The sequence below is a fragment of the Lysobacter sp. P5_C4 genome (assembly GCF_054049695.1).
Genome location: NZ_JBFULX010000002.1, coordinates 199,680 through 226,675 on the forward strand (window position 1 = coordinate 199,680; position 26,996 = coordinate 226,675).

The 26,996-nt window shown below is 67.4% G+C and carries 21 protein-coding genes; 6 read left to right on the plus strand and 15 right to left on the minus strand.

The features are described from left to right. The first annotated feature begins 1 nt into the window (after position 1). Both ACXJJ8_RS05415 and ACXJJ8_RS05420 read left to right on the plus strand, forming a co-directional pair. Entirely contained in the window at positions 2 to 1,318 is a 1,317-nt protein-coding gene (locus ACXJJ8_RS05415; RefSeq protein ID WP_499027437.1) for a hypothetical protein, read from the plus strand. A 437-nt stretch (positions 1,319 to 1,755) separates the two neighbouring features. Then, positions 1,756 to 4,005 (plus strand): M4 family metallopeptidase, encoded by a 2,250-nt coding sequence (locus ACXJJ8_RS05420; RefSeq protein WP_499027439.1) that lies wholly within the window; start codon positions 1,756 to 1,758, stop codon positions 4,003 to 4,005. 90 nt (positions 4,006 to 4,095) lie between these two features. Here the strand turns inward: ACXJJ8_RS05420 and ACXJJ8_RS05425 are convergent, their stop codons facing one another. The 9 genes from ACXJJ8_RS05425 to glyQ form a co-directional block, all read right to left on the minus strand. Continuing rightward, positions 4,096 to 5,238 (minus strand): CblD like pilus biogenesis initiator family protein, encoded by a 1,143-nt coding sequence (locus tag ACXJJ8_RS05425; RefSeq protein WP_499028582.1) that lies wholly within the window; start codon positions 5,236 to 5,238, stop codon positions 4,096 to 4,098. A 55-nt stretch (positions 5,239 to 5,293) separates the two neighbouring features. Continuing rightward, positions 5,294 to 6,406 carry a CblD like pilus biogenesis initiator family protein gene (locus ACXJJ8_RS05430; RefSeq protein WP_499027441.1) on the minus strand — a complete coding sequence of 371 codons (1,113 nt, stop codon included), beginning with the start codon at positions 6,404 to 6,406 and terminating at the stop codon, positions 5,294 to 5,296. After that, the gene (locus ACXJJ8_RS05435) at positions 6,406 to 9,084 is read right to left on the minus strand and encodes a TcfC E-set like domain-containing protein (protein ID WP_499027443.1); all 2,679 of its coding nucleotides are present in this window, start codon (positions 9,082 to 9,084) and stop codon (positions 6,406 to 6,408) included. The genes ACXJJ8_RS05430 and ACXJJ8_RS05435 overlap by 1 nt, the downstream gene beginning before the upstream one ends. Before the next feature lie 69 nt (positions 9,085 to 9,153). Continuing rightward, positions 9,154 to 9,648 (minus strand): CS1 type fimbrial major subunit, encoded by a 495-nt coding sequence (locus ACXJJ8_RS05440; RefSeq protein ID WP_499027445.1) that lies wholly within the window; start codon positions 9,646 to 9,648, stop codon positions 9,154 to 9,156. 122 nt (positions 9,649 to 9,770) lie between these two features. Next, positions 9,771 to 10,514 (minus strand): hypothetical protein, encoded by a 744-nt coding sequence (locus ACXJJ8_RS05445; protein WP_499027449.1) that lies wholly within the window; start codon positions 10,512 to 10,514, stop codon positions 9,771 to 9,773. A gap of 130 nt (positions 10,515 to 10,644) precedes the next feature. Continuing rightward, positions 10,645 to 14,457 (minus strand): translocation/assembly module TamB domain-containing protein, encoded by a 3,813-nt coding sequence (locus ACXJJ8_RS05450; protein WP_499027451.1) that lies wholly within the window; start codon positions 14,455 to 14,457, stop codon positions 10,645 to 10,647. Between the two features lie 5 nt (positions 14,458 to 14,462). Continuing rightward, on the minus strand, positions 14,463 to 16,205 hold the full coding sequence (locus ACXJJ8_RS05455; protein WP_499027453.1) for an autotransporter assembly complex protein TamA: 1,743 nt from the start codon (positions 16,203 to 16,205) through the stop codon (positions 14,463 to 14,465). Between the two features lie 73 nt (positions 16,206 to 16,278). Next, positions 16,279 to 18,354 carry a glycine--tRNA ligase subunit beta gene (gene glyS, locus ACXJJ8_RS05460; RefSeq protein ID WP_499027454.1) on the minus strand — a complete coding sequence of 692 codons (2,076 nt, stop codon included), beginning with the start codon at positions 18,352 to 18,354 and terminating at the stop codon, positions 16,279 to 16,281. Then, positions 18,354 to 19,271 carry a glycine--tRNA ligase subunit alpha gene (glyQ, locus tag ACXJJ8_RS05465; RefSeq protein ID WP_499027456.1) on the minus strand — a complete coding sequence of 306 codons (918 nt, stop codon included), beginning with the start codon at positions 19,269 to 19,271 and terminating at the stop codon, positions 18,354 to 18,356. Before glyQ ends, glyS begins: the two co-directional genes overlap by 1 nt. 104 nt (positions 19,272 to 19,375) lie before the next feature. On the opposite strand from glyQ, the gene ACXJJ8_RS05470 reads away from it, so the two are divergent. Together ACXJJ8_RS05470 and ACXJJ8_RS05475 are read left to right on the plus strand one after the other, a co-directional pair. After that, positions 19,376 to 20,104: a glutamine amidotransferase gene (locus ACXJJ8_RS05470; protein ID WP_499027458.1), complete on the plus strand. Its 729-nt coding sequence runs from the start codon at positions 19,376 to 19,378 to the stop codon at positions 20,102 to 20,104. Positions 20,105 to 20,147: 43 nt separating this feature from the next. Continuing rightward, positions 20,148 to 21,059 carry a BPSS1780 family membrane protein gene (locus ACXJJ8_RS05475; RefSeq protein ID WP_499027460.1) on the plus strand — a complete coding sequence of 304 codons (912 nt, stop codon included), beginning with the start codon at positions 20,148 to 20,150 and terminating at the stop codon, positions 21,057 to 21,059. Positions 21,060 to 21,062: 3 nt separating this feature from the next. On the opposite strand, the gene tatC is transcribed toward ACXJJ8_RS05475, so the two are convergent. The 4 genes from tatC to ACXJJ8_RS05495 form a co-directional block, all read right to left on the minus strand. Beyond that, complete coding sequence (gene tatC, locus ACXJJ8_RS05480) at positions 21,063 to 21,821, minus strand: twin-arginine translocase subunit TatC (protein WP_499027462.1); 759 nt, start codon at positions 21,819 to 21,821, stop codon at positions 21,063 to 21,065. Beyond that, complete coding sequence (gene tatB, locus ACXJJ8_RS05485; RefSeq protein WP_499027464.1) at positions 21,808 to 22,344, minus strand: Sec-independent protein translocase protein TatB; 537 nt, start codon at positions 22,342 to 22,344, stop codon at positions 21,808 to 21,810. The genes tatC and tatB overlap by 14 nt, the downstream gene beginning before the upstream one ends. Before the next feature lie 8 nt (positions 22,345 to 22,352). After that, the gene (gene tatA, locus ACXJJ8_RS05490) at positions 22,353 to 22,607 is read right to left on the minus strand and encodes a Sec-independent protein translocase subunit TatA (protein ID WP_499027466.1); all 255 of its coding nucleotides are present in this window, start codon (positions 22,605 to 22,607) and stop codon (positions 22,353 to 22,355) included. A 106-nt stretch (positions 22,608 to 22,713) separates the two neighbouring features. Continuing rightward, entirely contained in the window at positions 22,714 to 23,583 is an 870-nt protein-coding gene (locus ACXJJ8_RS05495; RefSeq protein WP_499027469.1) for a lipid-binding SYLF domain-containing protein, read from the minus strand. Between the two features lie 133 nt (positions 23,584 to 23,716). Here ACXJJ8_RS05495 and hemH point away from each other — a divergent pair, with 133 nt between their 5' ends. Then, positions 23,717 to 24,688, plus strand: a complete 972-nt coding sequence (gene hemH, locus ACXJJ8_RS05500; protein ID WP_499027471.1) for a ferrochelatase — start codon at positions 23,717 to 23,719, stop codon at positions 24,686 to 24,688. After that, entirely contained in the window at positions 24,685 to 25,575 is an 891-nt protein-coding gene (locus ACXJJ8_RS05505; protein WP_499027473.1) for an alpha/beta fold hydrolase, read from the plus strand. The genes hemH and ACXJJ8_RS05505 overlap by 4 nt, the downstream gene beginning before the upstream one ends. Here the strand turns inward: ACXJJ8_RS05505 and ACXJJ8_RS05510 are convergent. Further along, positions 25,547 to 26,053 carry a hypothetical protein gene (locus tag ACXJJ8_RS05510; RefSeq protein ID WP_499027474.1) on the minus strand — a complete coding sequence of 169 codons (507 nt, stop codon included), beginning with the start codon at positions 26,051 to 26,053 and terminating at the stop codon, positions 25,547 to 25,549. The genes ACXJJ8_RS05505 and ACXJJ8_RS05510 overlap by 29 nt on opposite strands. A 49-nt stretch (positions 26,054 to 26,102) precedes the next feature. Then, the gene (locus ACXJJ8_RS05515) at positions 26,103 to 26,888 is read right to left on the minus strand and encodes a M48 family metallopeptidase (protein ID WP_499027477.1); all 786 of its coding nucleotides are present in this window, start codon (positions 26,886 to 26,888) and stop codon (positions 26,103 to 26,105) included. Between the last annotated feature and the right edge of the window lie 108 nt (positions 26,889 to 26,996).

Consider the following 26,996-nt stretch of genomic DNA (forward strand, 5'->3'; position numbering starts at 1 on the left):
CATGAACACGACGCCCCGCCTTCTCGTCCTCGCGCTGATCGCCGCGCTCGCGGCCTGTTCGCGCTCGCCTGCGCCCGACGCCGCGCAACAGCAGCCCGCGACCGCGGACGCGAACGCCCACTCCGCGTTGATCGTCAATCAATGGGCATTGCCGACGCCCGACGGTGCCGCGCAACCCGATCTGTCCGTCGGCCCCGACGGCCGCCTGCTCGTCAGCTGGATCCGCAGGCAGGGCGACCGCAATGCCTTCCAGTACGCCGCGTATCTCGGCGACGACAGTTGGGAATCGGCACCGAAGACGATCGCCGTCGGCCGCACGCTCACCGCGAACTGGGCGAACACGCCGCATATCGTGATGACCGAGGACCGCGCCTTGTGGGCGCACTGGCTGCAGACGCCGGCGGATGCGAAGTCGCCGCACGCCTCCGACATCGTACTGACGCGCTCGCCCGACAACGGCGTCCATTGGGCGCCGCCGGTGGAGGTCAACGACGATGCGACCGGCACCGAACACGGCTTCGTGAGCATGTGGGCCGCCGGCCAGGACGCGATCGGCATCGCGTGGCTCGACGGCCGCAAGACCGCAGCCGCGACGCACATGCACGACGCGAACATGCCGGCGCACGACCATGGCGAAGGTGCGGCGGGCGAAATGACCGTGCGCGGCGCGCGCTTCGATGGCGGCCTCCAGCGCAGCAACGACGCCGAGATCGACGCATCGACCTGCGATTGCTGTGGCACCGACGCCGTGCTGACCGACACCGGCCCGCTGCTGGTCTATCGCGATCGCATGAAGGACGAAATCCGCGACATCTCCGCCACGCATTTGCGCGTGGGCAAGTGGGACGCACCCAAGCCCGTGCATGCCGACGGCTGGAAGATGACGGGATGCCCGCTCAACGGCCCGTCGGTTGGTGCGTGGGGCCCCGCCGTCGCGGTCGCCTGGTACACGGCGCCGAACGACAAACCCGTCTTGCGCCTGGCGCGCAGCAAGGACAGCGGCAACACCTTCGATGCACCGATCGACGTGGACCAAGGCGCAGCGCTGCAGGGTCGCGTAGACGTGGCGAAGGACGGCGATGCGACCTGGCTGGTCTGGATTCGCGAGGATGCGAAGGGCCAGACGGTGCAACTCGCTCGTTACCCGAACCAGGGGGGCGAACCGGAACGGACCGAGTTGGCCATCCTCGCCGGCCGCGGCCGCGGAACCGGGTTTCCGAAGATCGCCGTCCGCAATGGCGTGGCGTTCGTGGTGTGGACCGACATCGCGGAGGGTCGCCCGCACCTGGCCGGCGCGAAGGTCACGCCGCGCGGTTGAGCGCTTTGCGGCGACGCGCAAGAAAAGTGTGATCCGCGCCCCACAGTGACACTTTTTTGCGCATCCGCTTGCTGCACCGCACAAACAGGCCCGTGGAGGCCATGTGAACGCGCAACCGGCGCTATTGCGCCGCAGCGTGTAAAAAACCCTGCAAAAAGCGCGACCTAGGGCCCCCCTGCTGCCGCGTTGCGGCAAGCTTCCGTTCAGGTAGGCCGCATCCCGAAACCGTTTTCGTTTTGACGAACCCCCGAACGCCCCCTAGCGTCCGACGACCGCTCTGCGCACAACACACAAAAGCGACGGGTGGTGGTCCGAGCGACGCATGTCCGCTGCAGGGTGGACAAACGACAGGGGCCGGATTGCAACAACTGCATGGAACGCAGGCCGCGGCAAAGATCGCGGTCAATAATTCAATCCACTTTCGGGGGTACCACTTCGTGATTCGCAACCACCGCCTGGCAGCACTCGCGGCTGCCACCACCCTTGCGCTCACCGCGCAGGGTGCGATCGCCGCACAACGCACCGACCTGCATCGCCTCAACGTCACCCAGGTCAACGCGCAGAACAAGCTCGTTTCCGCTCGCGCGGGCATCGCACTGCAGGCGCGCGAGCGCCATGCCGAAATGCTCAACATGGACGCCAACTCGAACCTGCGCGAGTTGCGCACGAGCATCGACAAGGACGGCACCCGCCACACCCGCTACCAGCAGACCTTCCGCGGCATCCCCGTGTGGGGCGAGCACGTGGTGGTGACCGAAGGCAAGGACGGCAACGTCCGCAACATCTTCGGCCGCATGGTCAACGGCCTGGCCGGTGAACTGCCCGCCGTCGCCGCGAAGCTCACGCCGGCCAACGCCCTGGCGCTCGGCAAGAGCGCGGGCCTCGGCAACCGCGTCGGCTTCATGCGCACCGAGAACGAGAAGTCCGAGCTGTCGATCTTCGTCGACGACAACAACCGCGCGCACCTGGCGTACGTCGTGTCGTACTTCGCCGACACCGCCGGCGGTGGTTCGCCGACGCGTCCGTTCGTGATCATCGATGCGAACAGCGGCCGCGTCCTGAAGCATTGGGACGGCCTCACCCACGCCCTCGTCGGCACCGGCCCCGGCGGCAACGCCAAGACCGGCCAGTACGAATACGGCACCGGCGGCCTGCATCCGTACCTCGATGTCGCGCAGAGCGGCACGATGTGCACGATGAACAACACCAACGTCAAGTCGGTGAACCTCAACGGCAGCACGGGCGCCAGCACGACCGCGTACCAGTACACCTGCCCGCGCAACACCTACAAGATCATCAACGGCGCGTACTCGCCGATCAACGACGCCCACTTCTTCGGCGGCGTGATCCAGAACATGTACAACGCCTACACCGGCGCCAACGCCCTGTCGTTCCAGCTGGTCATGCGCGTGCATTACGGCACCAACTACGAGAACGCGTTCTGGAACGGCTCGTACATGTCCTTCGGCGACGGCGCCAGCACGTTCTATCCGCTGGTCAACGCCGACGTCTCGGGCCACGAGGTCTCGCACGGTTACACCGAGCAGCACTCGAACCTGACCTACGACGGCCAGTCGGGCGGCATGAACGAATCCTTCTCCGACATGGGCGGCGAAGCGACCGAGTACTACTGGAAGGGCACGAACGACTTCGACGTCGGCCGTGAAGTCTTCAAGTCCGCCAACGGTGCGCTGCGCTACATGTGCAACCCGCCGCAGGACGGTGGCTCGATCGACAACGCCTCGCAGTACACCTCCGGCCTGGACGTGCATTACAGCTCGGGCGTCTACAACAAGGCGTTCTGTACGCTGGCCAAGACGGCGGGCTGGGACACGGTGAAGGCGTTCAAGACCTTCGCGCGCGCCAACGCCAACTACTGGACCCCGAGCAGCACCTACAACTCGGGCGCGTGCGGTGTCGAAACGGCGGCGACGGACCTGGGCTACAGCAAGGCCGACGTCACTGCAGCGCTCGCCGTCGTGGGCGTTTCGTGTGCGGGCGGCGGCGGCGGCGGTACGCCGACGGCGATGACCAAGGGCGTGGCGATCACGGGCATCGGTGCCAGCACCGGTTCGGAGAAGCTCTACACCCTCGTCGTTCCGGCCGGCGCGTCGAACCTGACGTTCACCACCTCCGGCGGCTCGGGCGACCTGGACATGTACGTGCGCCTCGGCTCCGCGCCGACGGACACCACGTACAACTGCCGTCCGTACAAGACGGGCAACGCCGAAACGTGCACGTTCGCGGCGCCGACGGCGGGCACGTACTACGTGCGCCTGAAGGCCTACGCGACGTTCTCCGGTGCGACGCTGCTAGGTGATTACTCCACGGGTGGCGGCGGTTCGACGCAGAACTACGCCAACAACACGGCCTACGCGATCCTCGACAACACGACGATCAACAGCCCGGTCGCGGTGTCCGGCCGCAGCGGCAACGCTCCGACCAACGCCCAGGTCGCCGTCAACATCACGCACACCTACAAGGGCGACCTGAAGGTGGACCTGGTGGCGCCGGATGGCTCGGTCTACGTGCTGAGCAACCGTGCCGGCGGCAGCGCCGACAACATCATCCAGACCTTCACCGTGAACCTGTCGACCGAAGCGCTGAACGGCACGTGGAACCTCCGCGTGAACGACAACGCCGCGGGCGACACCGGCACGCTGAACAACTGGAGCGTGACGTTCTGATCGAACGCACGTAAACCTCCCACGCGGTCTTCCCCAAGGGGATCGCTTGACCCCGGCCGGCAACGGCCGGGGTTTTTTATTGCTGCATCGTCACGGCGCGGTCGTCGAAGCGGAAAACTCCATGCGCAGCACGCCGCTGTAGTGGCCCGCCTGCTTGTCGCCGTTCGCGAACTCCGGCGTGCGCAAGGTCAGCGGCCACGGGGTGCAGATCACCGGCAGGGGGAGATTCGGCAGCATCACCTGGCGACGCTCGGCATCGGGAATGCTGGCGAAGACGCGATCCACGCCGGATTGATACTGCGTCGATCCGAAGGGCCGCGTCGTCGAGTGCACTTGGTATTCGATGCGATTGCGACCTGCCGCGCCCTGCGGCGATGGATGTCGGATGAAGAAGCGGCCGACCTCGTCTCCTGCTGTCGCGGACGGATCGGTCATGCGAACGGTGTAGCGCTTGCTGTGGGCGTTGAAGCCGTCGTAGATGCAGGCATCGACCGTGCGTTCGCCGGAAACGCGCGCACCACCGACGGAGGGGAGGTGACGCAGGTGCAGATCGACGCGCGGCGTCGCCGATCCGAACTCGGGCAGGAACACTTGCATGTTCTGGTTGTCGGTCACGTTGACGGTGATCGCGGCGGTGAAGTTGGCCAGCTGCCCGCCGCCCCATTGGTTGAGCCGCAAGTGGAGTTTGGCTTGCCACACACCGCCAATCGGCAAACGGGCAAGTTCAGTCATCGGCACGTGGGCCCTGAGGTGCTTCTCATCATTCAAGGGACCACTGGTGGTAGCGCAAGCGGCACCGACGGCATCATTGATCAAGTTCATGGGGGCGTTCGGGTTGCACTGCCCTGAGGCCCAACCATCGGACCAACGTGTTAGATTGAAAGCCGCCACTTCGAGTACGAAGGACATTCCCGATCGCGCCTCGGTGAAGCGCAAAGGAATCCTCGTATAGTCACTTTTGCTACTCCACACACCGCTGGTAGGGCACGCGCCTTTGTCCGTATCCGAGGCGGACAAACATGTCCAAAAGTTCGTTCCCCACCGTTGGGGAGCTAGCGGGTCGCGTCCCCCTGTTGCCGCTGTCCAGAGATAGAAATAACCCGACGAAACTGATCCGCGCGTCACGTTCGTGGAAACGACGACGTGGTTATCGGCGGGCACGATGACCTGCGCCGACGCCGAGCCCAGACAACCGAATCCGGTGAGCAATAACTTAAGCACGCAACAACGCATCACGGTTCCCCTTGTTTGATGTTCGCCTGCTGGCTCCCCGCGCGACGCTGTGCCCTCAGGGGGCGGTCGTCGAAGCGGAAAACTCAATGCGTAGCACGCCGCTGTAGTGGCCGGCGCGCTTGTCGGCGCTGGTGAACTCCGGCGTGCGCAAGGTCAGGGGCCATGGTGTGCAGATCACCGGCACCGGGATGTTCGCGAGAAACACCTGGCGACGCTCGGCGTCGGGAATATTGGCGAAGACGCGATCCTGGCCGGATTGATATTGCGTCGAGCCAAATGGCAGTGTCATCGAGCGCACTTCGTACTCGATGCGGTTCTGGCCTGCCGCACCCTGCGGTGCTGGATGTCGCACGAAGAAGCGACCGGCCTCGTCGGCGCCGGTCGACGACGGATCGGTCATGCGGACCGTGTAGCGCTGGCTGTTCGTATTGAATCCGTCGTAGAGACAGGCATCCAGCGTGCGTTCGCCGGAAGTACGCGCACCGCCGACGGAGGGCAGGGAGCGCAAGTTCAGATCGACGCGCGGCGTCGCCGATCCGAACTCGGGCAGGAATACCTGCATGTTCTGGTCATCGGTGACGTTGGCAGTGATCGCGGCGGTGAACTCCGCGATCGGCCCGCCTCCCCCCTCATTGAGGCGCAAATGCAAATTAGCCTTCCACACACCGCCAATCGGGAGACGTGCAAGTTCACTCGACGGCACGTAGGCCGTGAGCATTTTCCCGTCATTTGGGACCCCACTACAGGTGGCCGTTGCGATATCGCCGATGTGGCGCCAGTGGCTCGTGCAGTAGATGTTGGTCCATGACCATTCCGCGTAGGCCTGCACATTGAGGACGATGGACACGCCCGACCGGGCCTCGGTGAAGCGCAAGGGAATTGCTGTCACTGTCTGGCTGAAATACCACGCGCCGATGGTGGGGCACGCGCCTTTTTCGGGATTCGAGGCCGACCAGCACGTCCAATGGTTCCGCCCCCAGAAATAGGGTGATCCTGGATCGCTTCCGCCTGTTGCCCTGGTCCAGATGTTGAGCTGCGCCGCGGCCGATCCACGCGTCACGTTTCCGGAGACTGCGACGTGGTTGTCGGTCGGCACGATGATCTGCGCGGACGCCGAATCCAGGCATCCGATGGCGGAAAGCGACAACGCAAGCAGGCAACGACGCATCACGGCGCCCCCTGCTCGATGTTCGCCTGCAGATTCGCCATGCGACGCAGCGCCCACCGTTTGAATCGTTCGCCGTCGCGCAATTCGACCGGCAATTCGTCGACGCTGCCGACGCGACAATGCGACGTTCCCAATCGCTGCACGGCCGCGGCCGCATCGGGCGCCGCGACGTCGCACACATGCAACTGCAGCGGATCGAGCGCAAAGATCCGCTCCGGATGGCCATCGAATTCCGCGATGAAGCTTCCGTCCTCCCCGGTCTGGCCGGTGGGCGACTCCAGCAACAACACATGCGACAGCGGCTGCTCACGCGCATCGACCAGGCGGCCGACATACGTCATCGTCAAGGTCGCTTCGATCGGATGCATGCCGAGCTTCCCGGGCGGCAGGAACCAGTCGCGGCGACCCGCGCCGGAGACGATCGTGCCGAGGCTGTGCCGCGATCCATCGCCGTCCGCGACATGCGTGCGCACCGCGGCATAACCCTCCATCGGCAACAACATCGCTTCGCCGAAGCCCAGCTGCACGTCGTCGGCCGAAGCGCCGGCGACCTTCGCCGCAATACTTCCCTCCGGATACCGGCGCGCGGAATCGTTCACGCGCATGACGAGGCCCGCGCCAGGCGTCCCGCCTGCCACACCCGCGCCGAGGAACAGGCCATGGCGCGAAAGTGCGATCGATCCGGTGTGGTTCGCCGTCCAGGCGATGTTCGACCCCGTTTGCGTGTCGTAATTGAACGCGGACGCGCCGGCGCTGCCGTAGCGTCCATCCACGCGGCCATCGATGCCGGCTTCCCAACGCGAATCGGTGTCGGCGGCTGCCGAAACGGTCACCTCGCGCTGCGAGGCGCCGTCCCAACGGTGCGTCTGCGACGCGCGCAACTGCGCACCGTCGTCGCCATTTCGCGCCGATCGCGCGTCCACCGAGGCCGACTGATGCACGGACGCACGCGCGGGTTGCGACGCGTTGCGATGTCGCGAGAACGACAAGGAGGCATGCACGCCATCGTCGGTCACGTTGCTCGCCTCGCGGCGGTACACGCCCATGCGCAACGACAGGGAACCGCCCTGCACCGAGAACGCGCGCGCGAACGTCGCATCGAACCCCTCGTTGCGCTGGCGATGCATGCCCGAATCCAAGTGCAGCGACAGCGGGTCTTGCCATGGCGCGTCGAATTGATCGGCGCCGCCGTAGGTGTAGCCGGCCGTCAGGGAACCGCCAGCGAGCGGCAGCGACACTGTCGAGGTCAACGACGTCTGGCATCCGCGCGGCGCGGGCCAGTCCTCCAGCACGCGACAGTCTTTCGCGCGCATCGCCTGGCGATACAGATTCAACGCCACGGTGCGCCCGACGCTCAATTGCTGCAGATCCCCCCGCGTGCCGTCGCTGCCCACCAACGCACCGGCCGAAACCGTCCACGCCCCGAGCCCCGTCACCGCGTGCCAATCCACGCGCGTTTCGTTGTACGCGCGTCGAGAGTCGAACACCGTCGTCGCATTGCTCAACGTTGCACCGCGCATCGTGGGCAGGCGCACGCCGAACTGCGCGACATCGCGCGACTTCGCATCGCCGGGCACATCGACGACGCGGCCACCCTGCGCGAACCACTGCCACTGATCGGAACCGAGGACTTCGCCACCGGTGCGACTGAACGCAACCGATTCGCTGCGCGTCTCGCGGCCGTTCTCGATCACGCGCAAGGTGACCGGATAACTGCCGACGGGAAACGACCGCGTGTCGATCGCCTGCATGCCCGCGTCGAGGTAGGACGTCGAGAGCAGTTGCGATCCGCGGAACGCATCCACGCGCGCGCGCTGCGACAACACGCTCGAGACCGGCGTGCCTTGTCCGGCTTGTTCCTGGTCGATCCACGCCAACGTGGTGCCCGCGCGCACGCCATCGATGCGGCCCAGGGGCAACAAGGAAAGCTGGAAGCTGCCGCCCAACGGACTGGCGAGACCATGCATGTCCATCCGACCGGCCTGCAGGTAGTGCGTGCGGTCCAGGTCGTGCCGGTAATAGGCATCGTCGAAGGCGAAATGGCTTTCGCCGATGCCGTCGCGACGGTTGTTCGCGTATTGCCATTCGAAACCGAAATGACCGCGCTGTCCGAGGCCCAGCGCGCCAACGCCATTCGCGCTGAAAGCGCGGTAGTCGGCGTTGTCCGAATAATTGAAGCCGTGCCGATGCACGAGGGCGTTCACCGCGGGCGTCGGCGCGATCCAGCGCGAACGTGCCGAGGCGATCGGCAACCAGGCTGGATTCGCGAAGAGTTCCACCACGCCTTTCGTTTCGTCGAAGATGGCGGCGACCTGCTCGGTCGCGACGTACCCGCATTGCGTCTCGACGACGGCGGCATCGCCGCAGGCCAGGTGGCGATTGGCGGGCATCTGCGTGTTCAGCGCAGCGAGCAGCGATTCGACGGGCGCCGTGACGCCGGCATCGACCATGTTCTGCGCAAGGCGCGCCGCATCCTCGAAGTGCAGGCTGTCGGGCCGCACCAACACCGGATGCAGGCCGAGCGAGGTGCCCGCGATGCGCACTTCCAGGCGTTCGACCTGGCCGTCGACCAGGCTTTCGAAACCGGCCGGCACGTCCGAATGCGTCAGCATGCCTGCCACCGCCTCATCGAAAAGGCAGGACGAAATCGCGAGGGAGAGCAGGAGGCGACGAGGCACGGGCGGTATCCGGTTGGGTCGGGAATGACGCGGGGCACGCAGCGCGTGCGTGCCCCGTCGTCGATGGCCTTACGGGGTCGGCGTGACCACGACGCCGACGACGCCCTGGTAGGTGCCCGCGAGCGCGATGGCACCCGGCGTCGCCTGCGAAATGCGCAGGGCCTGCGCGACCGAACCGCCGGTGATGTCGCCGCCCGGGAACAGGTTGGCCTGGGTCAGCACGACCGCGGTGGTGGTCACCGCCGTGCCGCCGAACGTCACCGCCAGCGGAACCGCCGGGGCAGCCGCATTGGTGTTGTTGATCAGCGTCGGCATGGCGGCCAGGCGGATCGACATGTTGCTGATGGCATTGGTGAAGATGCGGGTGTTGACCTCGGTCGGCTGCAGGCCGGTGCCCGGCAGGTAGGCCATCGTCATGGTGGTCGGCAGCGGGGTGCCGTCGGCCTGCAGCAGTTCCACCGCCGGGTCGACGCTGGCGACGACCGTGATGTCCTTCTGCGTGGCGGCGGCGGAGAACGAAACGAGGGCCAGCGCGAGGGCCGGCACGAGCGTAAGAAGCTTCATGCGTTGAAAATCCTTGGTTGCTTTGGTGTGAGCCCGCGACGACGCGCAGCAAGCGGCCGGCATCGGGCAGAAATACGGGCGGTTGCCCGATTCGGTTGTGGCGCGCGGCGCGCGCCGTGGCGTCAGGGCTGCAGTGCGAGCAGCTTCGGCGTCTCGTCCTGACTGGTCTGGTAGCGCAGCACCAGGTGGCCCGTGCCTGGAATGTCCGGCACATCGATCGCGTAAGTGGGGTAGATGCTGCGGTTGACATCGGACCAGCGGCAGTCGCGTTCGCTGTCGACCGCGGAGCAGCGGCCGATCTTCAACGCGCCGATGCGCAGCGTTCCGGTGTTCTGCAGGCGCTTGCCATCTTCGAGGAGGCGCGCACCGACGCGCCCGTTCTCCGGCAACACGCGCACCAGGGCACCCCAGACGAGGTTGATGCCGAGCTTGGTCGAGACGTCGGCGCTGGCGGTCTCGTCGAACGTGGCGTCGGACGGTGCGTCGACGGGCTCGAAATAAACGCGATAGGCCTTCTCTTCCTGCGGCGCGACCGGCGCGATGAGGCGGACGGTCCGCGTGGAGGCGGGCGACAAGACCAGGCGCTGCGGCGACACGACGAGCGCATCGTCGGCGGACAAGGTGTTCTCGCGCTCATCGCGCGTCGCTGGCGCGACGATCTCCGCGACGCGCACCTTCACGTACTGCACGCGGTCGCTTTTCGAATGCAATTCGATCTGGCCGATGCCTTCGTGCGCGGGCGCGATGTGCGTTGTCATCGGATAGACGACGACGTTGGCCGTCGCACACGCGCTCCATGCGAGAAGCGTCGTGGTGACGAGTGCCTGCGCACGGTGCAGACGTTTGCGGAAGGACTTGGGCGACATGGGAAGGAAGGCCTGAAAAATCGTCGCGCACTATCCCGACAAAGCTTCAGCCCACACAATGGAACATCGGCCCACGGAGATTCAGATGCATCCTTCCCTCAGGCCGGAAATGTCGCCGTAACGTGCGCGACTACTTTTCCTTACGCCAGTTCAACGAGCCGCGGTTCTCCACCGTGCTCGATTCGATCTGGATATCGAAGCCCTTGCGCAGCAGGTATTTCAGCGTGAGCACTTGCCCGGTGCCGAGCAACGAAACGCCGTAACCGACATACAACTTCGGCGAAAGATATTTGCCCACGCCAAACACGTTGCCAACGAGCGCGCGCGAATCCATCACGCCGGCATCGTCGAAGCCCAGGCGCGTGGCGAGTTGCGAGGCCAGCAATCCACCGCCGGCCGACAAGGCGGCCGAGGCTGCATCGAGTTGACGACCCTCTTCGCTGCTTGCGCTGCTGAGTGGGCGGCCGAGCGCGAGATAGGCGAGCGCTTCGGATTCGTCCATCGCAGGATCGGCCCACACTTCGGCTTGCGGAGCGGTCGCATGACCGCGTACCTGGATGCCCGCGGTGACATCGCCGACGACGCGTTCGGCGCGCACGTCCAGCAAGGGATCGACGATCGGCGAATTGCTCCAGGTCAGTTCGCCGCGCGAGACCGACAACTTCTGTCCATAGGCCTTGTAAGTGCCGGCGACTTCCAGCGTGCCGTTGCCGATCATCTCGCGGCCCGGACGCTGGCGCACGCGCAATTGCCCGTTGAGCGTGCCCTCCAGGCCGAAGCCGTTGAGTGCCACCGAACCCTCGGGCAGGACGAGTGCGAGGTCGAGCGAAAGCGGCGAATCGGCGGTGCGCTTCGGATCGACCGGATCGAGCACGACCACGTCCGGCGAGCGCGTCGCACCGCCTTCCAAGCCTTCCAGGGCGATGCGTGCTTCCTGCACCGTGACGGTGCCGGTGACCTCCAGCGGTTGCTTCGCCACGTAACGCACGGCGACGTTCGGCGCGATCACGGCATGCAGGTCGCGCGTGTCGGCGGCGAGCACCTTGTCGCCGGTGACCTGGAGGACGAGGGGCGTGTCGTCGCCGCGCCATCCGAGCGAACCATCGACACGCAGCGTGCCTTCACCGGAGCGGATCGTGCCTGCGATGCGCGCCGTGCCGTCCTGCAGCGCGTCGAGCCGCACGTCGCCATCGGTCAGTTCGAGGGCGAGCGACGGCACTTCCGTGCGGAAGTTCGACAAATGCGCCTGGCCCCCGAGCGACGGCTGCGCACGCGTTCCGCCCAGCGCGATGTTGCCGTCGATCAATCCCGTCGGCTCGACGATGTCCGGCGACAACAGCTCCATCCACGTCAACGAATCGGTGCGCAGCGTGACCTGGCCCGACAGCGGTGCGAAGTCGTCCCAACCCGTCGCGATGCGCGCGTCGACGCGCCCGTCTTCGTTGAACGTCGAACCCAGCGTGCCGGAAATGCGTTGCGGATCGAACTGCGCCTCCAGCTGTAATCCCGAGTACGACAGCAAGTCGCGACGCGCGCGTTCGCTGTTGCGCAAGCCGCCCTCGGCCGAGGTCAAGCGCACGTTCCCGCGCCACGCGTTGCCGACCGGTTGCAGATGCCCGACCAATTGCAGGTCCCCGTGCAGGAGCCACGGGCGGCCGTCGTCGCGCGGCGGCAGCCAGGGCGTCACGAGTTCGAGCGGCAGGCGATCGGCGCGCACGTCGAGCCCGCGTCGCGGCCAATCCGCACTCGCACACAATGCGCCGCCCCCTTGCGTGGAGAGGCACGCGTTCGACAGTGCGCCGTTGTTTCCGTCCCAGCGCCACGCGGTCGGATGATCGAGCGCCCACGGCGCCCCCTTCATCGGCGACAGGCGCAAGGTCGACAACGTGCCGCCCCATTGCGCACCGCGCTTGGCCGCATCGCCCGACAGTGCTGCGCCGCCATACGCGGTGTCGGCGGTCGCCTCGAGCGAAAGGCGCTCCATCGCACCCCGCGCATCGACGACCAGGTGCGAAACCGCGACGCCCGCCTGCGCATCGCGCACCTCGACATGCAGCGCGCCGCTGCCATTGCGCCAGGGCAATTTGCCGTTCGCGCGCAGCGACGCTGCACGGTAATCCCCCCAATGCAGCGCGTCGCCGGTCAGGTCCGCCTGGATGTCGGGCGTCGCGCGCGGACCCCGCAGCGACGCCGTGCCACGCAGGACACCGCCCGCACCGGGCATCAGATCGTCCAGGCGCAGCGGTTCGAAGCGCGCATCCACCGCGAGCGTCGCACCGACGCGCCCCTTCGCCGACGCGTGGCTCCCGCCCAATGCGAGCGCAACATCGCCTTCGACATCGCTGCCGTGCAGCGCGAGCTTCGCCCGCGCATCGAGCGCACGCCCACGCAACGTACCGCGCAGCGACGGTGCATCGAGCGTCGCGTCGAACCCCTGTCCATCGCTGCGCGCGCTGCCGCGCGTCGCCAGCTTGCCTTCGACGCGGCCTGGAAAGGACGGCACGAAATAACCGGGATCGAAGCCCGCCAGGGATGCATCGAGCTGCCACGTGAGCGTGGGCGACCAGCGCACGTCGCCCTTCGCATCGAGCGTGCCGCTCGGCATGCGTGCCTGCAGCGCGTTGATGACCGCATGCACCGTGTCGCCGCGTGCATCGAATCGCAGCGTCGCGCGCCGGCCTTCGCGCAGGAACCGGCCTTCTCCCTTTGCGGCCCACGCATCGGGTTTGCCCGCGACGCCGAAATCCGCATCGGCGACGACCGCCGGCGCATCCTGCGTGCCACCCCAACGCAGGCCGCGCGCATTGACGGCGAAGCGCAGCTTCCGGTGATCGGGGTCGCGCAAGTCTGCGTAGCCCTGCAAACGCGTGCGGCCGTCGAGCGCATCGATGACCAGCGGTTCGACGGTGAGCACCTTGTCGTCCAGACGCACCTTCGAGGGTTGGATCACTGCACGCAGATCGCCCTGTTGCACCGAACCGGCGATCGTTGCGCTTCCCCCCAGGCCATCGGCGCGAAGCGCGACGGCGAGCGGCGTTTCGCCGGGCTCGCCGCCGCGCAGCAGCGACAGATCCAGGACGGGCGCCTTCGCGCGCAGGTGCCAACGCGGATCGGGTTCACCGCGCAGCGTGAACGTTGCTTGCGCCGGTGCGGGCAGGCGCCCGGCCACTGCGACATCGAGTTTCGCGACATCGCCGCGCGCGACGATGCCGAAACGCGGCGCCGTGCGCCCGCGTTGCGCCGGCAACACGGCCGTCGCGACGAAATCGGTGCGATAGCGCTCGCGCGGCACGTAATCGCCGTGCATCGCGAAGCGGCCGAGATCGCTGTCGACCCGGAGGTGTTCGACGTGCAGCAAGCCTTGCGACGCACGCAAGCCGCCACTCGCCGAACGGATCGCAATCATCGGCGCGGCGGATCGCGTGACGCGCAGACCTTCGATGCGGATGGTGTCGGCCTGCAAGGCCAGCGGCGGCGCGATCTTCGGGAGCGATTCGGGCCAGCGCGGGAATTCGAAGGGTTCGTTGCTCTCGGGGAGTTCGAGCGTAGCGCCGCGCACCTCGAGCGCGTCCAGCCGCAGCGTGCGCCCCAGCAACGGGCGAATCGCGGGATCGACGTGCACGGTCTTCGCGGTGAACGTGATGCGCCTGGCCGGCTGCGCGGGATCGGATGCGTAATCGAAGCGCACGCCATGCAGCGTCAGTGGCCCCGACACCGGCCCTTCTGCGCTGTTCCAGGTCAGCGTCGCGCCTGCGGGCAAGCGCGCGACGACCTGCGCGAGCAACACATCGCGTCCGCCGACCGTCGTCAGCAGCCAGTACGCCAGTGCGAACACGAGCACGCCGAGCACGAGCGCGCCGAGCGTCGAGCGAATCGCCGCCTTGCGCGCGAACGCACGCCGTGTCGCTGCACGTTCGGCGCGCTGTTCCGGCGTGAGCGGCACGCCCCTCACAGGTCCGCCCCGATATTGAGCGACACGGTCCAGCCCGCTTCTTCGCCCGTCAGCCCGCGCGCGACATCAACGCGCACCGGACCGACCGGCGATCGCCATCGCGCGCCGATGCCGACGCCGTAGTGCAGATTCGGCGTGCCGCCATCGTAGGCATCGCCGAAATCGACGAAGGCCGCGCCGCCCCAATCGCGCAGGAAGTAGCGTTCGAATTCGACGCTGCCGGTGAGGACGTTCTTCGCGCCTTCGGCGAAGTCGCCGTTGCGTGGCCCGATCTCGCGCCAACCGTAACCGCGCACGCTGCGGTCGCCGCCCGCGAAATAGCGCAGGCTCAACGGAATCTGGAAGAGTTCATCGGTGAAGGTGTGCCCATATTCGCCGCGCAGCAACAGGCGATTGTCGGGCCCCAGACCGCGAATCCAGCGCGCCGTCGTGTGCAGCTGCAGGAACGTCGCATCCGAGCCGAAGCCCTGGATGCCGCCACGCACGGTTGCCGTGCCGGCCAACGCTCGGCGCGGATACAGGCGATCGTCGGCGTCGATGTATTCGGCGGTGAGCGCGGGGTACAACAGCGAGGCGTACTGATACGGCACTTCGGGATCGAGCGGATTGTCGGACGGGAAGCGCCAGCGTTCGCGCAATGCATGCAGCGACACCGTGGCCGTGAGATACCGGTTGATTTCACCGCTGCGGCTGCCGACCAGTTCGAGGCGGCGCGTATCGGCGAACTCGGTTTCCTCGTCGGCGAGTTGCAGGCTCGCCGTGTACCAACCATCGAGCCAGAGGAAGGCCGGCACGCGATACTGCAGGGTCGCCGTCTTCTTGCGCTGCGCGTAGTCGATCTGCGCGAGCGCCTTGTGCCCGCGGTCGTTGACGTAGCGCCGTTCCAACCCCAGGCGCACGCCCGCGCCGCTGTCGGTGCCGTAGCTCACGCCCGCGGTGTAGACATCGCGCTTGGCCGGCACGAGCGTGACGACGACGGGCACCTGGCCGTCGACGGCTTTCTCCGGCTGCGGTTCGATTTCGATGCGCGAGAAGTAATCGAGCGAGGTCAGCGACTTGCGGAGGCGGTCCAGGCGGCCCTGGTGGTAGTACTCGCCTTCGTTCCAGTAGACCAGCTTGCCGAGCAGGGCGTCGCGCACGATGCGCTTGGGCGTCTGCACGAAGGCGACCTTCCCCATGTCGTATCGGAGGCCGCTGTTCCAGCGCAGCGATACATCGGCCGCATGGTCGGCGCGGGTGACTTCCACCTTGCGCGTGGTGAAATCGGCGTCGAAATAGCCACGTTCGGCGAGTCGGCGCGTCACCCGCGCCTTCGACGCTTCATAGATCGCGTGGTCGAACACCTCGCCCTTCGTGGGCTTGAAGGCGTCGATTTCCGTTTTCAGATAGCGGTCGCCCGCACCTTCGCCGTCGATACCCACGTCGGCATTGCGCACGCGCACCGGATCGCCGAGTTGCACGTCGATGGTCACCGTCACCGGCGCATCGGGCACGCGCGTGCGTTCGATCTTGATCGTCGGCGAGTAGTAACCGAACGGCTCCAGCGCCTCGCGCGTCTGCGCTTCGGCCTCGCGCACGAGATACGACATGCGGCGGCCGGAGACGTCGCGGCCGATCGCATCGACCAGCGACAGCGAGCGCTTCACGTTTTCGGTCATCACCGGGTCGAGGCCGCGCACCTGCACGTCCGCCACCTTGGCGGCGAACGCCGGCGCCGCGCTCGCGAGGAGCGCGGACAAGCACAGGAACTGGAAGACCGGGCGGGGGGAGACCGGGACCATACGGCCGGAGCATACCCGGCCGGGCGAGGACTTATGTCGAGAGATGCTCGATCGCGGCCACGCTGCCGAGGCGATCGGCGAGCCGCTTCAGCAACGCCAGGCGGTTGTTGCGCACCGCGGCGTCGTCGACATTCACCATCACCTGGTCGAAGAAAGCGTCCACTTGCGGGCGCAGTCGCGCAAGGCGACCGAGGACGGCGACGTAATCGCGCGCCTTCAGCGAAGCGTCGGTTTCGCCGACGGCCGCATCGACGGCCTCGCCGAGATCGCGCTCGGCGCCGTCGGTGAAGCGTGCAGCGTCGATGGCGGAAGGCACGTCGCCTTCGGCCTTCTTCAGGATGTTGCGGATGCGCTTGTTCGCCGCGGCCAGCGCTTCGGCTTCCGGCAGTACGGCGAACGCGCCGATGGCCTGCAGTCGTCGATCGAAGTCGAGCAGGGAGACCGGACGCAGCGCAGCGACCGCTTCGAACTGCTGCACCGGCACGCCCTTGTCGGCGTAATACGCGCGCAGGCGGTCGATGATGAAGTCATACAGCTCGTCGTTGGCGATCTGCGCGCCGATCGTGCCGAGGTGGTTGCGTGCGGCTTCGATCAGGCGCGGCAGGTCCAGGTCGATGCCACACTCGATGATCGTGCGCGCCAGGCCCAGCGCATTGCGGCGCAGGGCGAAGGCGTCCTTGTTGCCCGTCGGCTTCAAACCCGCGGCGAAACCACCGGCAAGCGTGTCGAGGCGTTCGGCGATCGCCAGCACCTGGCCGATCGGCGACGGTGCGACCGCATCGCCCGCGAAGCGCGGCATGTACGCCTCGTCGATCGCATTCGCGACGTCCGACGGCTCGCCTTCGACGGCGGCGTAATAGCGGCCGGCGATGCCCTGCAGTTCGGGGAATTCGTTGACCAGGCGCGATTGCAGGTCGGCCTTCGACAGCTCGGCCGCGCGGCGCGCAGGCGCGGCGTCGAGGAACAATTCGCGCGCGATGGTTTCCGCGAGCGCCGCAACACGCCGGCCCTTGTCGGCGAGCGTGCCCAGCTTCGCTTGATAGGTGACATTCGCAAGGCCCTCGCGCATCGACGAAAGACCCTGTTTCATGTCTTCGACGAAGAAAAACTTCGCGTCGGCGAAGCGCGGACGGATCACGCGTTCGTAGCCCTTGCGGACTTCCGCGACGTCCTTCGACACGATGTTGGCGATACCGACGAAGGCCGGCGTCAATCTGCCCTTCGCATCGAGCACCGGGAAGAATTTCTGGTTGTCTTCCATCGTCGCGATGAGCGCTTCCTGCGGCACGGCGAGGAAGTCGGCTTCGAACCCGCCCAGGACCGCGCTCGGCCACTCGACCAGGCAGGCGACCTGCGCGAGGTTGTCGTCGGCCAGGCGCGCGACGCCGCCGGCCTGCGTTGCCGCGGCCTGCACTTCGCGCACGATGGTTTCGCGGCGTTCATCGGGATCGACGAGCACCTTCGCGCCACGCAGCGCATCGACGTAATCGCCCGGCGCGTGGATCCACACCGGCTTGTCGTGCAGGAAGCGATGGCCGCGCGAATTGCGCCCGGCGCGCACGCCGAGCACTTCGCCGTCGACGACTTCGTTGCCGAGCAGCAGCACGAGCCAGTGGACCGGACGCGCGAAGGTGTGTTCGTGCGCGCCCCAGCGCATGGGCTTGGGGATCGGCATCGCGGCGATGGCGTCGCGCACGAGTTCGGGCAACAACGTGGCGGTCTTCGCGCCCGGCTTCACCGCGCGATGGACGAATCGCTCGCCCTTGGCGTCGGTGGTGCGTTCGAGCGACGTCCATTCGACGCCGGCCTTCTGCGCGAAACCCTGCAGCGCGCGCGTGGCCTGGCCTTCGGCATCGAGCGCGACGTTGAGATACGGGCCGAGCACTTCGCTGCGCTGCTCGTCTTGTTCGACGGACACGCCCGGCAACACCACCGCGAGGCGGCGCGGCGAATACAGCGGCTTCGCATCGCCGCGATCCAGCGCGATGCCGCGACGCACGAGCCCGTCGATGACGTTGTCGAAGAAGGCCTGCGCCAACCCCGGCAATGCCTTGACCGGCAATTCCTCGGTGCCGAGTTCGACCAGCAGCGGTTCCATCGCGGCCATCAAACGGTCTCCCTCTTCAGGCCCGGGAACCCGAGCTTCTCGCGCTGCGCGTGATACGCCTCGGCCACGGCCTGCGAAAGCTTGCGCACGCGCAGGATGTAACGCTGGCGTTCGGTCACGCCGATCGCGCGGCGCGCGTCGAGCAGGTTGAAGGCATGCGAGGCCTTGCAGACCTGGTCGTAGGCCGGCAACGGGAGATTCAGTTCGACGAGTTTCATCGCTTCGCTTTCGCACGCGTCGAAGCGGTGGAACAGTTCGGCCACGTCCGCGTGTTCGAAGTTGTAGGCCGACTGTTCGACTTCGTTCTGGTGGTAGACGTCGCGGTAATACACGGGGCCTTGCGGACCGACCGTCCACACCAGGTCGAACACGTTGTCGACGTTCTGCAGGTACATCGCCAGGCGCTCGAGACCGTAGGTGATCTCGCCGAGCACCGGGCGGCATTCCAGGCCGCCGGCCTGCTGGAAGTAAGTGAACTGCGTGACTTCCATGCCGTTGAGCCAGACTTCCCAGCCCAGACCCCACGCGCCGAGCGTCGGCGATTCCCAGTTGTCCTCGACGAAGCGCAGGTCGTGGACCAGCGGATCCAGCCCGAGCGCGACCAGCGAGCCGAGGTACAGCTCCTGGATGTTGTCGGGATTGGGCTTCATCACCACCTGGTACTGGTAGTAACGCTGCAGCCGGTTGGGGTTCTCGCCGTAGCGGCCGTCGGCGGGGCGGCGGCACGGTTGCACGTACGCGGCGTTCCACGGCTCGGGGCCGAGTGCGCGCAGGAAGGTGGCCGGATGGAACGTGCCTGCGCCGACTTCCAGGTCGAGCGGCTGGACCAGCACGCAGCCCTGCGCCGCCCAATACGCGTTGAGGCGCTGGATCAATTCCTGGAACGTGATCGGAGCCGGCTTGCCGTTCTGCTGCATGGTGCGCGGACGTGGTGGCGTAAAAGCGGGCTAGTATAGGTGCGCGCGCCGACGCCCCGGCGCAATGCCTGCATTCTCCGGCCGTTTCGCCCCCAGTAGCCACCTTGAACAGCCCCTTCCTGATCCTCGAAACCGGCCAGCCCGTCGCCTCGATGCGTCGGCACGGCACCTTTCCCCATTGGATCCGCGTCGCCGCCGGCCTGTCGCGCGACGAGGCGGTCGTGGCGAACGTCGAAGCAGGCGCTGCGCTGCCCTCCACCGAGGGCTTCGCGGGCGTGATCGTCACCGGGTCCGGGGCGATGGTCACCGACAAGCACGCATGGAGCGAGCGCAGTGCCGCGTGGCTGCGCGAAGCCGCGCACGAGGGCGTGCCGCTGTTCGGCATCTGCTACGGCCACCAGTTGATCGCGCACGCGCTCGGTGGCGAGGTCGGCTACAACCCGTCGGGCCGCGAGATGGGCACCATCGGGCTCGAGCTGCATCCGCCGGCCGAAGAAGACCCCTTGTTCCGCGGCCTGCCGGCGCAATTCCCGGCGCAGGCCACGCATCTGCAGAGCGTGCTGCGCGCGCCGGCCGATGCGCTGGTGCTCGCGCGGTCGCCGCTGGATGATTGCCACGCTTTCCGCTGGCGCGAGCATGTCTGGGGCGTCCAGTTCCATCCCGAATTCAGCGGCACGCACATGCGCGGCTACGTCCGCGCGCGCCACGATGCGCTCGCGCGCGAAGGGCATTGCGCGAAGCAGGTGAGCCGCAACGTCTCGGCCGCGCCGCATGCGCGCCGGGTGCTGCGGCGGTTCGTGCGCCACGCGCGCCACCTGCGCCACGTGCCCTGATCCATCCCCCCATCTGCTGCGGCCCCACCGCGACGGAGCTTCGATGCAAGTCCGCAAGATCCCCGTTTCGCAGGGCCTGGCGTGGTTTCGCGCCGCGATCGACCTCGGCGCGCGCAACCCCAAGGCCGTGTTCGGCGCCGCGTTGCTGTTCATGGCGACGATGTACGTGTTCGCACTGGTGATGGTCGCCGTCGTCGTCGCGGTGCGCGGGGACGCGAACGCGGAGCCGAACCTGGCGCTGATGGCGGTCCTGTTCGTGCCCTTGTTCATCGGCCTGATGGTGCTCGTGCCGATCCTGCTCGGCGGGATGATGCACGTCATCCGCGAAGCGGAAGCCGGCCGGCCGGTGCGTGCGCGCGACCTGTTCGCGCCCTTCCGTTCGCCGCGCCTGCGTGCGCTCGCGTTGCTCGGGTTGTTGCAGATCGTCCTGGCGATCCTCGGCGGCCTGGTCTTCATCACCCTGGCCGGGCCGACCTACTGGCAGGAATATCTCGGCGCCGTACGCGGCGCGATGGGCGGCGCGACGCCGGTGATGCCGCAGCCCGCGCATCCGGGCCTGCTCGCGGTGGCGCAACTGGCGTTCAATTACTTCACCTACGCGGTGATGCTGTTCGCGGTGCCGCTCGTGCTGTTCTCCAACCTCGGCATCGTGGAAGCCGTGCGCGACGCCCTGCGCGCCTCCGTGCGCAACGTGGGTGCGAATCTCGTCGCCGCCGGGTTGTTCGCCGCCGGCACGCTGGTCGCGGCGATCGTGATCCTGCTGATGTCCACGCTGCTCGGCTGGCTGGGCGGTCTCGTGCATCCCGCCGTCGGCGCATTGCTCGCGGCGGTGCCGTTGCTCGCGTTCGCCGCGGCGATGCTGGTGATGCTGGCAGGCGGTGCGTACATCGCGTGGCGCGACACCTTCGACGGCCCGCAGGCGCCGCAGCCGCCGTTCAACGGAATCGAAGCCTGAGCCTCAGGCCTCGGGCGTTTCCGTTTCCGCGACCTTCTTCGGTGCGACGAAGCGCGAAGCGATGATGCCCGCTTCGTACAGCGCCATCATCGGGATCGCGAGCATCAACTGGGAAACGACATCCGGCGGCGTGATCACCGCCGCGACGATGAAGATGCCGACCACCGCGTAGCCGCGCCAGGAACTCAATTGCTTCGGCGTCACCCAGCCGAGCAACACGAGGATGACCAGCGCGACGGGCAACTCGAAACTCGCGCCGAAGGCCAGGAACAGCACCAGCACGAAGTCGATGTACTTGCCCAGGTCCGGCGCCATCTGCACCGACTCGGGCGTGAACTTCGTGAGGAAGTGGAACACCGCGGGCAGCACGAGGAAATATGCGAACGCGCAGCCGGCGTAGAACAACAGCACCGCCGAGGCGAGCAGGGGCGCGGCGAGTTTCTTTTCGCGCTTGTATAAACCCGGCGCGACGAAGGCCCATGCCTGGTACAGCAGCCACGGTGCGGAGATGAACACCGCGGTGAAGAACGCGAGTTTCACCGGCACGAAGAAACCGCCGGCGGGGTCGATCGCGATCATGCGCTGGCCCGACGGCAACTGGCTGATCAGGGGAAAGGCGATCTTGTCGTAGAGCTGCGAAGCGAACGGCATCAGGCCGCCGAAGACCAGCAACAGCCCGGCCAGCGCCCACATCAGGCGCGAGCGGAGTTCGATCAGGTGATCGATGAGGCGGGCCGGTACGGAGGAATCAGCGTCCTGCATGGGCGTCGTCGGTATCCTTCGGGGGCGGCTCCACCGGCTCGCCGTCGTCGTCGTCGCTCGGGATCGGCGGTTCCCAATCCATCGCGCTCGCCGACTCCATCGGACGGTCTTGTTCTTCTTCGTGAAGGGCCGGCACGGGCGTCTGCTGCGTCGCGTCCTCTTGCGTCAAATGCGCTTGCGCCGAAGCGTCGTCCGCCGTCCCCGCGCCGGGTTCGACGCCCGCGGTCGCCGCGGCGGCGACGTCGTCGAATTCCTTCTGCATGCGATCGCGGATCGACGTGGCGCCCGAGCGTAGTTGCTCTTCAGCCTCGCGCAGCGACGCACGCGTTTCCTGGAGGCTGCGCTTGAGCTCGTCGGCGGCGAGGTCCTGTTCGAACTCCGACTTCACTGAGTGCCATTGCGCGCGCGCCTTGGCCACCCAGAACCCGGCGAACCGCGCCGCGCGCGGCAGTTTCTCGGGGCCGAGCACGATGAGCGCGACGACCGCGATGAGGAAGATTTCGCTGAAGCCGACGTCGAACATCGCGCGCCTCAGCGCGGCGGATCGTTACGCTGCTCTCGCTCGCGGCGCTCTTGATCGGCGCGTTCGCGGTCGCGCAAGTCCTGTTCTTCGCGCGTGGCGTCGGGCAGGCGCGCGGCGGGTTTGTCGTCGTCGGTCATGCCTTTCTTGAAGCCCTTCACCGCTTCACCGACATCCTTGCCGACGTTACCGAGCCGCTTGGTGCCGAACACCAAGACCACGATCACCAGCACGATCAGCCAATGCCAGATGCTGAAACCGCCCATGTGCAGTGCCTTCGGGGGGAAAGAGCGGACAGGATAACGCAGCCGATGTGAGAACCGCCCGAAGATGAACGGGCGGTCCGTGGGTTCCGACGCGCGGACGGTGTTTTCAGGGGCTCGGCGGCAAGGATTCCGTGCGTGCAGGCGCATCCTGGACCGGCACGACAGGCGCGTTGGCGCCGGTGACCACCGTTGTCTCCGCCACCGCGGGCGACGACGTCACCGTCGCGCCCACCGGCGCCGCGCTCGCAATCGGCGTGCCGGTGCCGCGATTGCTGCGGGCGAGCGCGGTGGCTTCCTCCAACTGGTCGCGCACCTTGACCAGATCGGCCGACGGCGGCGCCGTCGCACGGCCTTCGAAGATCATGCGCGGCGTGCTGCCGCTGCCGTACGCGGCCTGGTTGCTCGCATCGTCGATCGACAGCACCGCGCCGTCGAGCGCCACGCCGGCGAACAAGCCACGCGCACGCGACCAGGACCAGATTTCCGCCTTGAATTGACCGTCGGTGGCGGTTGCCGCATTGCGGCCCACCGGACCGGCGGCCACCGCCGCATCGGCGCCCAGGGTGAACTTGCCGTTGACGATCGAATCCACGCCGCGGTCGCTGCGGAAGACCAGCACCACGTCGGAAGACTGCACGCCCGCCTGGAAGCCGATGCTGCCGCCGGTGAGGGTGACGAAGCTGGGGCTCGACCACGTGCCATCGGGCAACTTCACCGCCATCAGCCCATGGCCGCGGCGCCCGCCGATGACCAGGCCTGCCTTGATGGTGTCGGGGACGATGACGATCGCCTTCGCCTCGTCGAGCAGCTTGTCGGGGATGGCGTTTTCGGGGATGGCCTGGATGTCGGTGATCACGCGCAACGCATTGCGGGCGCGTTCGTCCTCGCGCACGCCGGCGAAGGCGGACTGCACGCTTGCGGCGAGCAGGAGCGAAGACACTGCGATGGTCAGGGCATGGCGGGTCTTGCGAGGCATGGGGAACTCCACGATCGGGGCGGGGGGCAACGCAATTGACGACAAAGGACCACGACGGCCAGCGACGGTTCAGTCTCCGCGCGCGGCGATGAATCGCGAGCGAACCGACGCGCGTGCATGACATCCTATGCGCATGCCCGACGTTCGTCCTCCCCTGCCTTCCGACACCGCCCTGGTGCTCGTCAACCTCGGTACGCCCGAATCGCCGACGCCCGGCGCCGTGCGTGCTTACCTCTCGCAATTCCTGATGGACCCGCGCGTCGTACAGATCCCGCGTTGGTTGTGGTGGCCGTTGCTGCACTGCGTGATCCTCCCGCTGCGCAGCCGTCGCGTCGCGCGCAAATACGCGGAGATCTGGATGGCCGACGGCTCTCCACTGGCCGTGTACACGCGCCGCCTGGGCGCCGCCGTGCAGTCGCTGCTGCCGGGAACGCGCGTGGTGCACGCGATGCGCTACGGGCAACCCGCCCTCGACAAGGTGCTCGCGGGCCTGCAACGCGAAGGCGTGTCGCGCGCGGTGGTGCTGCCGCTGTATCCGCAGTATTCGACGACGACCACCGCGTCCGTCGACGACGCCGTCCGTGCATCGGGCGCATTGCCCGTGCAGGTGATCGACGACTACCACCTCGATGCCGGATGGATCCAGGCCGTCGCCGATTCGATCAGCGCGCGCTGGGACGCCGACGGCCGTGGCGAACGCCTAGTGTTCTCCTTCCACGGCCTGCCGCAGCGCGTCGTCGACAATGGCGACCCGTATGCGGTGCAGTGCGCGGCCAGTGTCGCGGCGATCGCCGGCGTGCTCGGCCTGCGCGCGAACGATTACGTGCTGACCTTCCAATCGCGCTTCGGCAAGGAGCGCTGGCTCGAACCGGCGACGATCACGACGCTCGAGGGCCTTGCGCGCAGCGGCGTGCGCAGCGTCGACGTCGTGTGCCCCGGGTTCGCGGTCGATTGCCTGGAGACGCTGGAGGAAATCGCGCAAACCAACGCCGACGCGTTCCGGGCCGCGGGCGGCAAGGTGTTCCACTACATCCCGTGCCTGAACGATGCACCGGCGCACGCCGCCGCTCTCGCCGCGCTCGCGGAAAAGGCGCTGCGCGCATGAGGGTCGTGGCGCCCTTGCGCGACATCGTCCTGGAAACGCCCTACGGCCGACTGACCGCATTGCGCGGCGGCAGCGGCACGCCGGTCCTCGCACTGCATGGCTGGCTCGACAACGCGGCGAGCTTCGTGCCGCTCGCTGCGCACCTGCACGACATCGACCTCGTCGCACTCGACCTGCCGGGCCACGGCACGAGCCCGCATCTACCCCCCGGCGCGGAGTATTCGCTCGCCGGCACGGTGCAGACGGTGCTCGATGCCGCGGACGCCCTGGGTTGGGAACGATTCGCCGTGCTCGGTCACTCGATGGGCGGCGCGATCGGCACCATCCTCGCCGCCGCGGCGCCCGGACGGGTGACGCGATTCCTCGCGATCGAAGCCCTCGGCGCACTCGCCGACCGCGAAGACCACACCGCGCGGCGGCTGCGCGAATCGATCGCCGCCCGTCGCGCGCTGGGCGGCAAATCGCTGCGCGTGTTCCCCGGGCGCGACGCCGCGGTCCGTGCCCGCATGCAGGCGAACGATCTCAGCGAACCGGTCGCCCGCCTGCTCGTCCAACGCGGCACGCGCGCGGTGGACGGTGGCTGGGTGTGGAGCAGCGACCCGCGGCTCACGATCGCGACCGCCGTGCGCATGACCGAGGGACAGGTGCGCGACCTCATCGCGAACATCGAATGCCCCGTGCGCGTGCTCTACGCGGATCCGGCGCCTCCGTACTTCCCCGAAGCCATGCGCCGCGAACGCGCAGGCGTGCTGCGCAACGGCGAGGCGGTGGTGCTGTCCGGCACGCACCACCTGCATATGGAAGATCCGCGCGGCGTGGCCGATGCGATCGGCGCGTTCTTCCTCGACGCGAATCTGACTACTGCTGCTTCGACAGCTGGTAGTTGAGCTTCACGCCGGGCTCGCCGTCGTCGGCGAACGAAACGGTGGCCTGGCGCTTGTCCTTCTCGTACATCGTGACGTGCTGGCCTTCGGCGGCCTGCATCGACATCATCTGCTTCCAGCCGTCGGCCGCCATCTTCTTCCCGCTCGCGTCGGTGAGCGATGCGAGCGCGTCGGGTACGTCGAGCTGCACGACCATCACGTCCTGCATCTCCATCACGCTCAGCACCTTGTACTTCGCCGGCAGGTAGACGTCCTTCGGGAAGGCGACCGGCAGCTTCGCCGAATCGCCGCTGGCGATGCGCGTCTGCGTGCCGTCTTTCGATTCGAGGACGACTTCGCCGGACTTGGCGTCGACATTGGCCTTCTGGCCCGTTGCGTGTTCGATGGCCGCCTCGGCGGCGCGTTCGCCCGCCGACTTGCCGCACGCGGCCAACGCGAGCGCGGCCAGGCCGATGGAAAGGATCAGGGAAGAGGTGCGCATGCCGGCGATTCCATGTGTGCGGAGACTTCGGAAAACGGCACGCGCCGCGTCAACCGGACAGCAGCGAGCGCAACGTGGCCTTCAGGCGCCGCCCGTCGGCGTGGAAATAATCGCGCTCGGCGCGCCACGCGGGGAAGCGCATTTCGACTTCGTGCCAGAACGCGCGCGAGTGGTCGGCGCGCAGCAGGTGACACAGTTCATGCACCAGCACGTACTCGAAGGCGGAGGGACGGGCGAGCACCAACGCCAGGTCCAGTGCCACCACGCCGTTCGGCGCGAGCGAGCCCCATTGCGACGACATCACCTTGAACTGCACGCGACGCGGGGGCCGTGGCAGCGACGGCAGGTACTTCGGCATCCAACGCCCGATGTCGGTGCGCGCCTGGCCTTCGTAGAATTCGCGAACCGCGCGACGCATCGCGACATCGGTCGCGCGTGGCGTGGTGCGGAAGACCGCTTCACCGGCGCCCGCGTCGAATTCCAGCGACGTGAAGCGCCCCTCGGCCCAGCGCACGGGCACGTCCGCGCCGCGCAGCGGCAGCGCGGCCGTGGTCCCGCGCTGCAATGCGGGCAGCCCTTCCAGCGTGTAGCGCTCGAGTTGCTCGGCCAGCCACGTGCGATGTTCGGCAAGGAAGCGTTCGCCCGACACCAGGCTCGCGCGTTGCGGCAGCGTCAGGCGCGCACCACGTTCGTCGACCGAGAGGCGCAGGCGGCGCGCGCGCGGATTGCGCACGCGCTGGATTTCGATTCGTCGTCCGTCTTCGAGCTCGAGCGACGTGACGTCGCGCTCGATGACGGGCGGTTGCGGCGCCAGCAGGCGACGGAGATGGGGCATCAGTGCGTGCGCGAATGTCGTCGGGGGGACGCGGCGATTGTAGGGCGCGCGCAGGAAAGTGTGTCGATTCGCGCCGCACGGATTTCGTGCGGCGAAAGGTTCCACGCG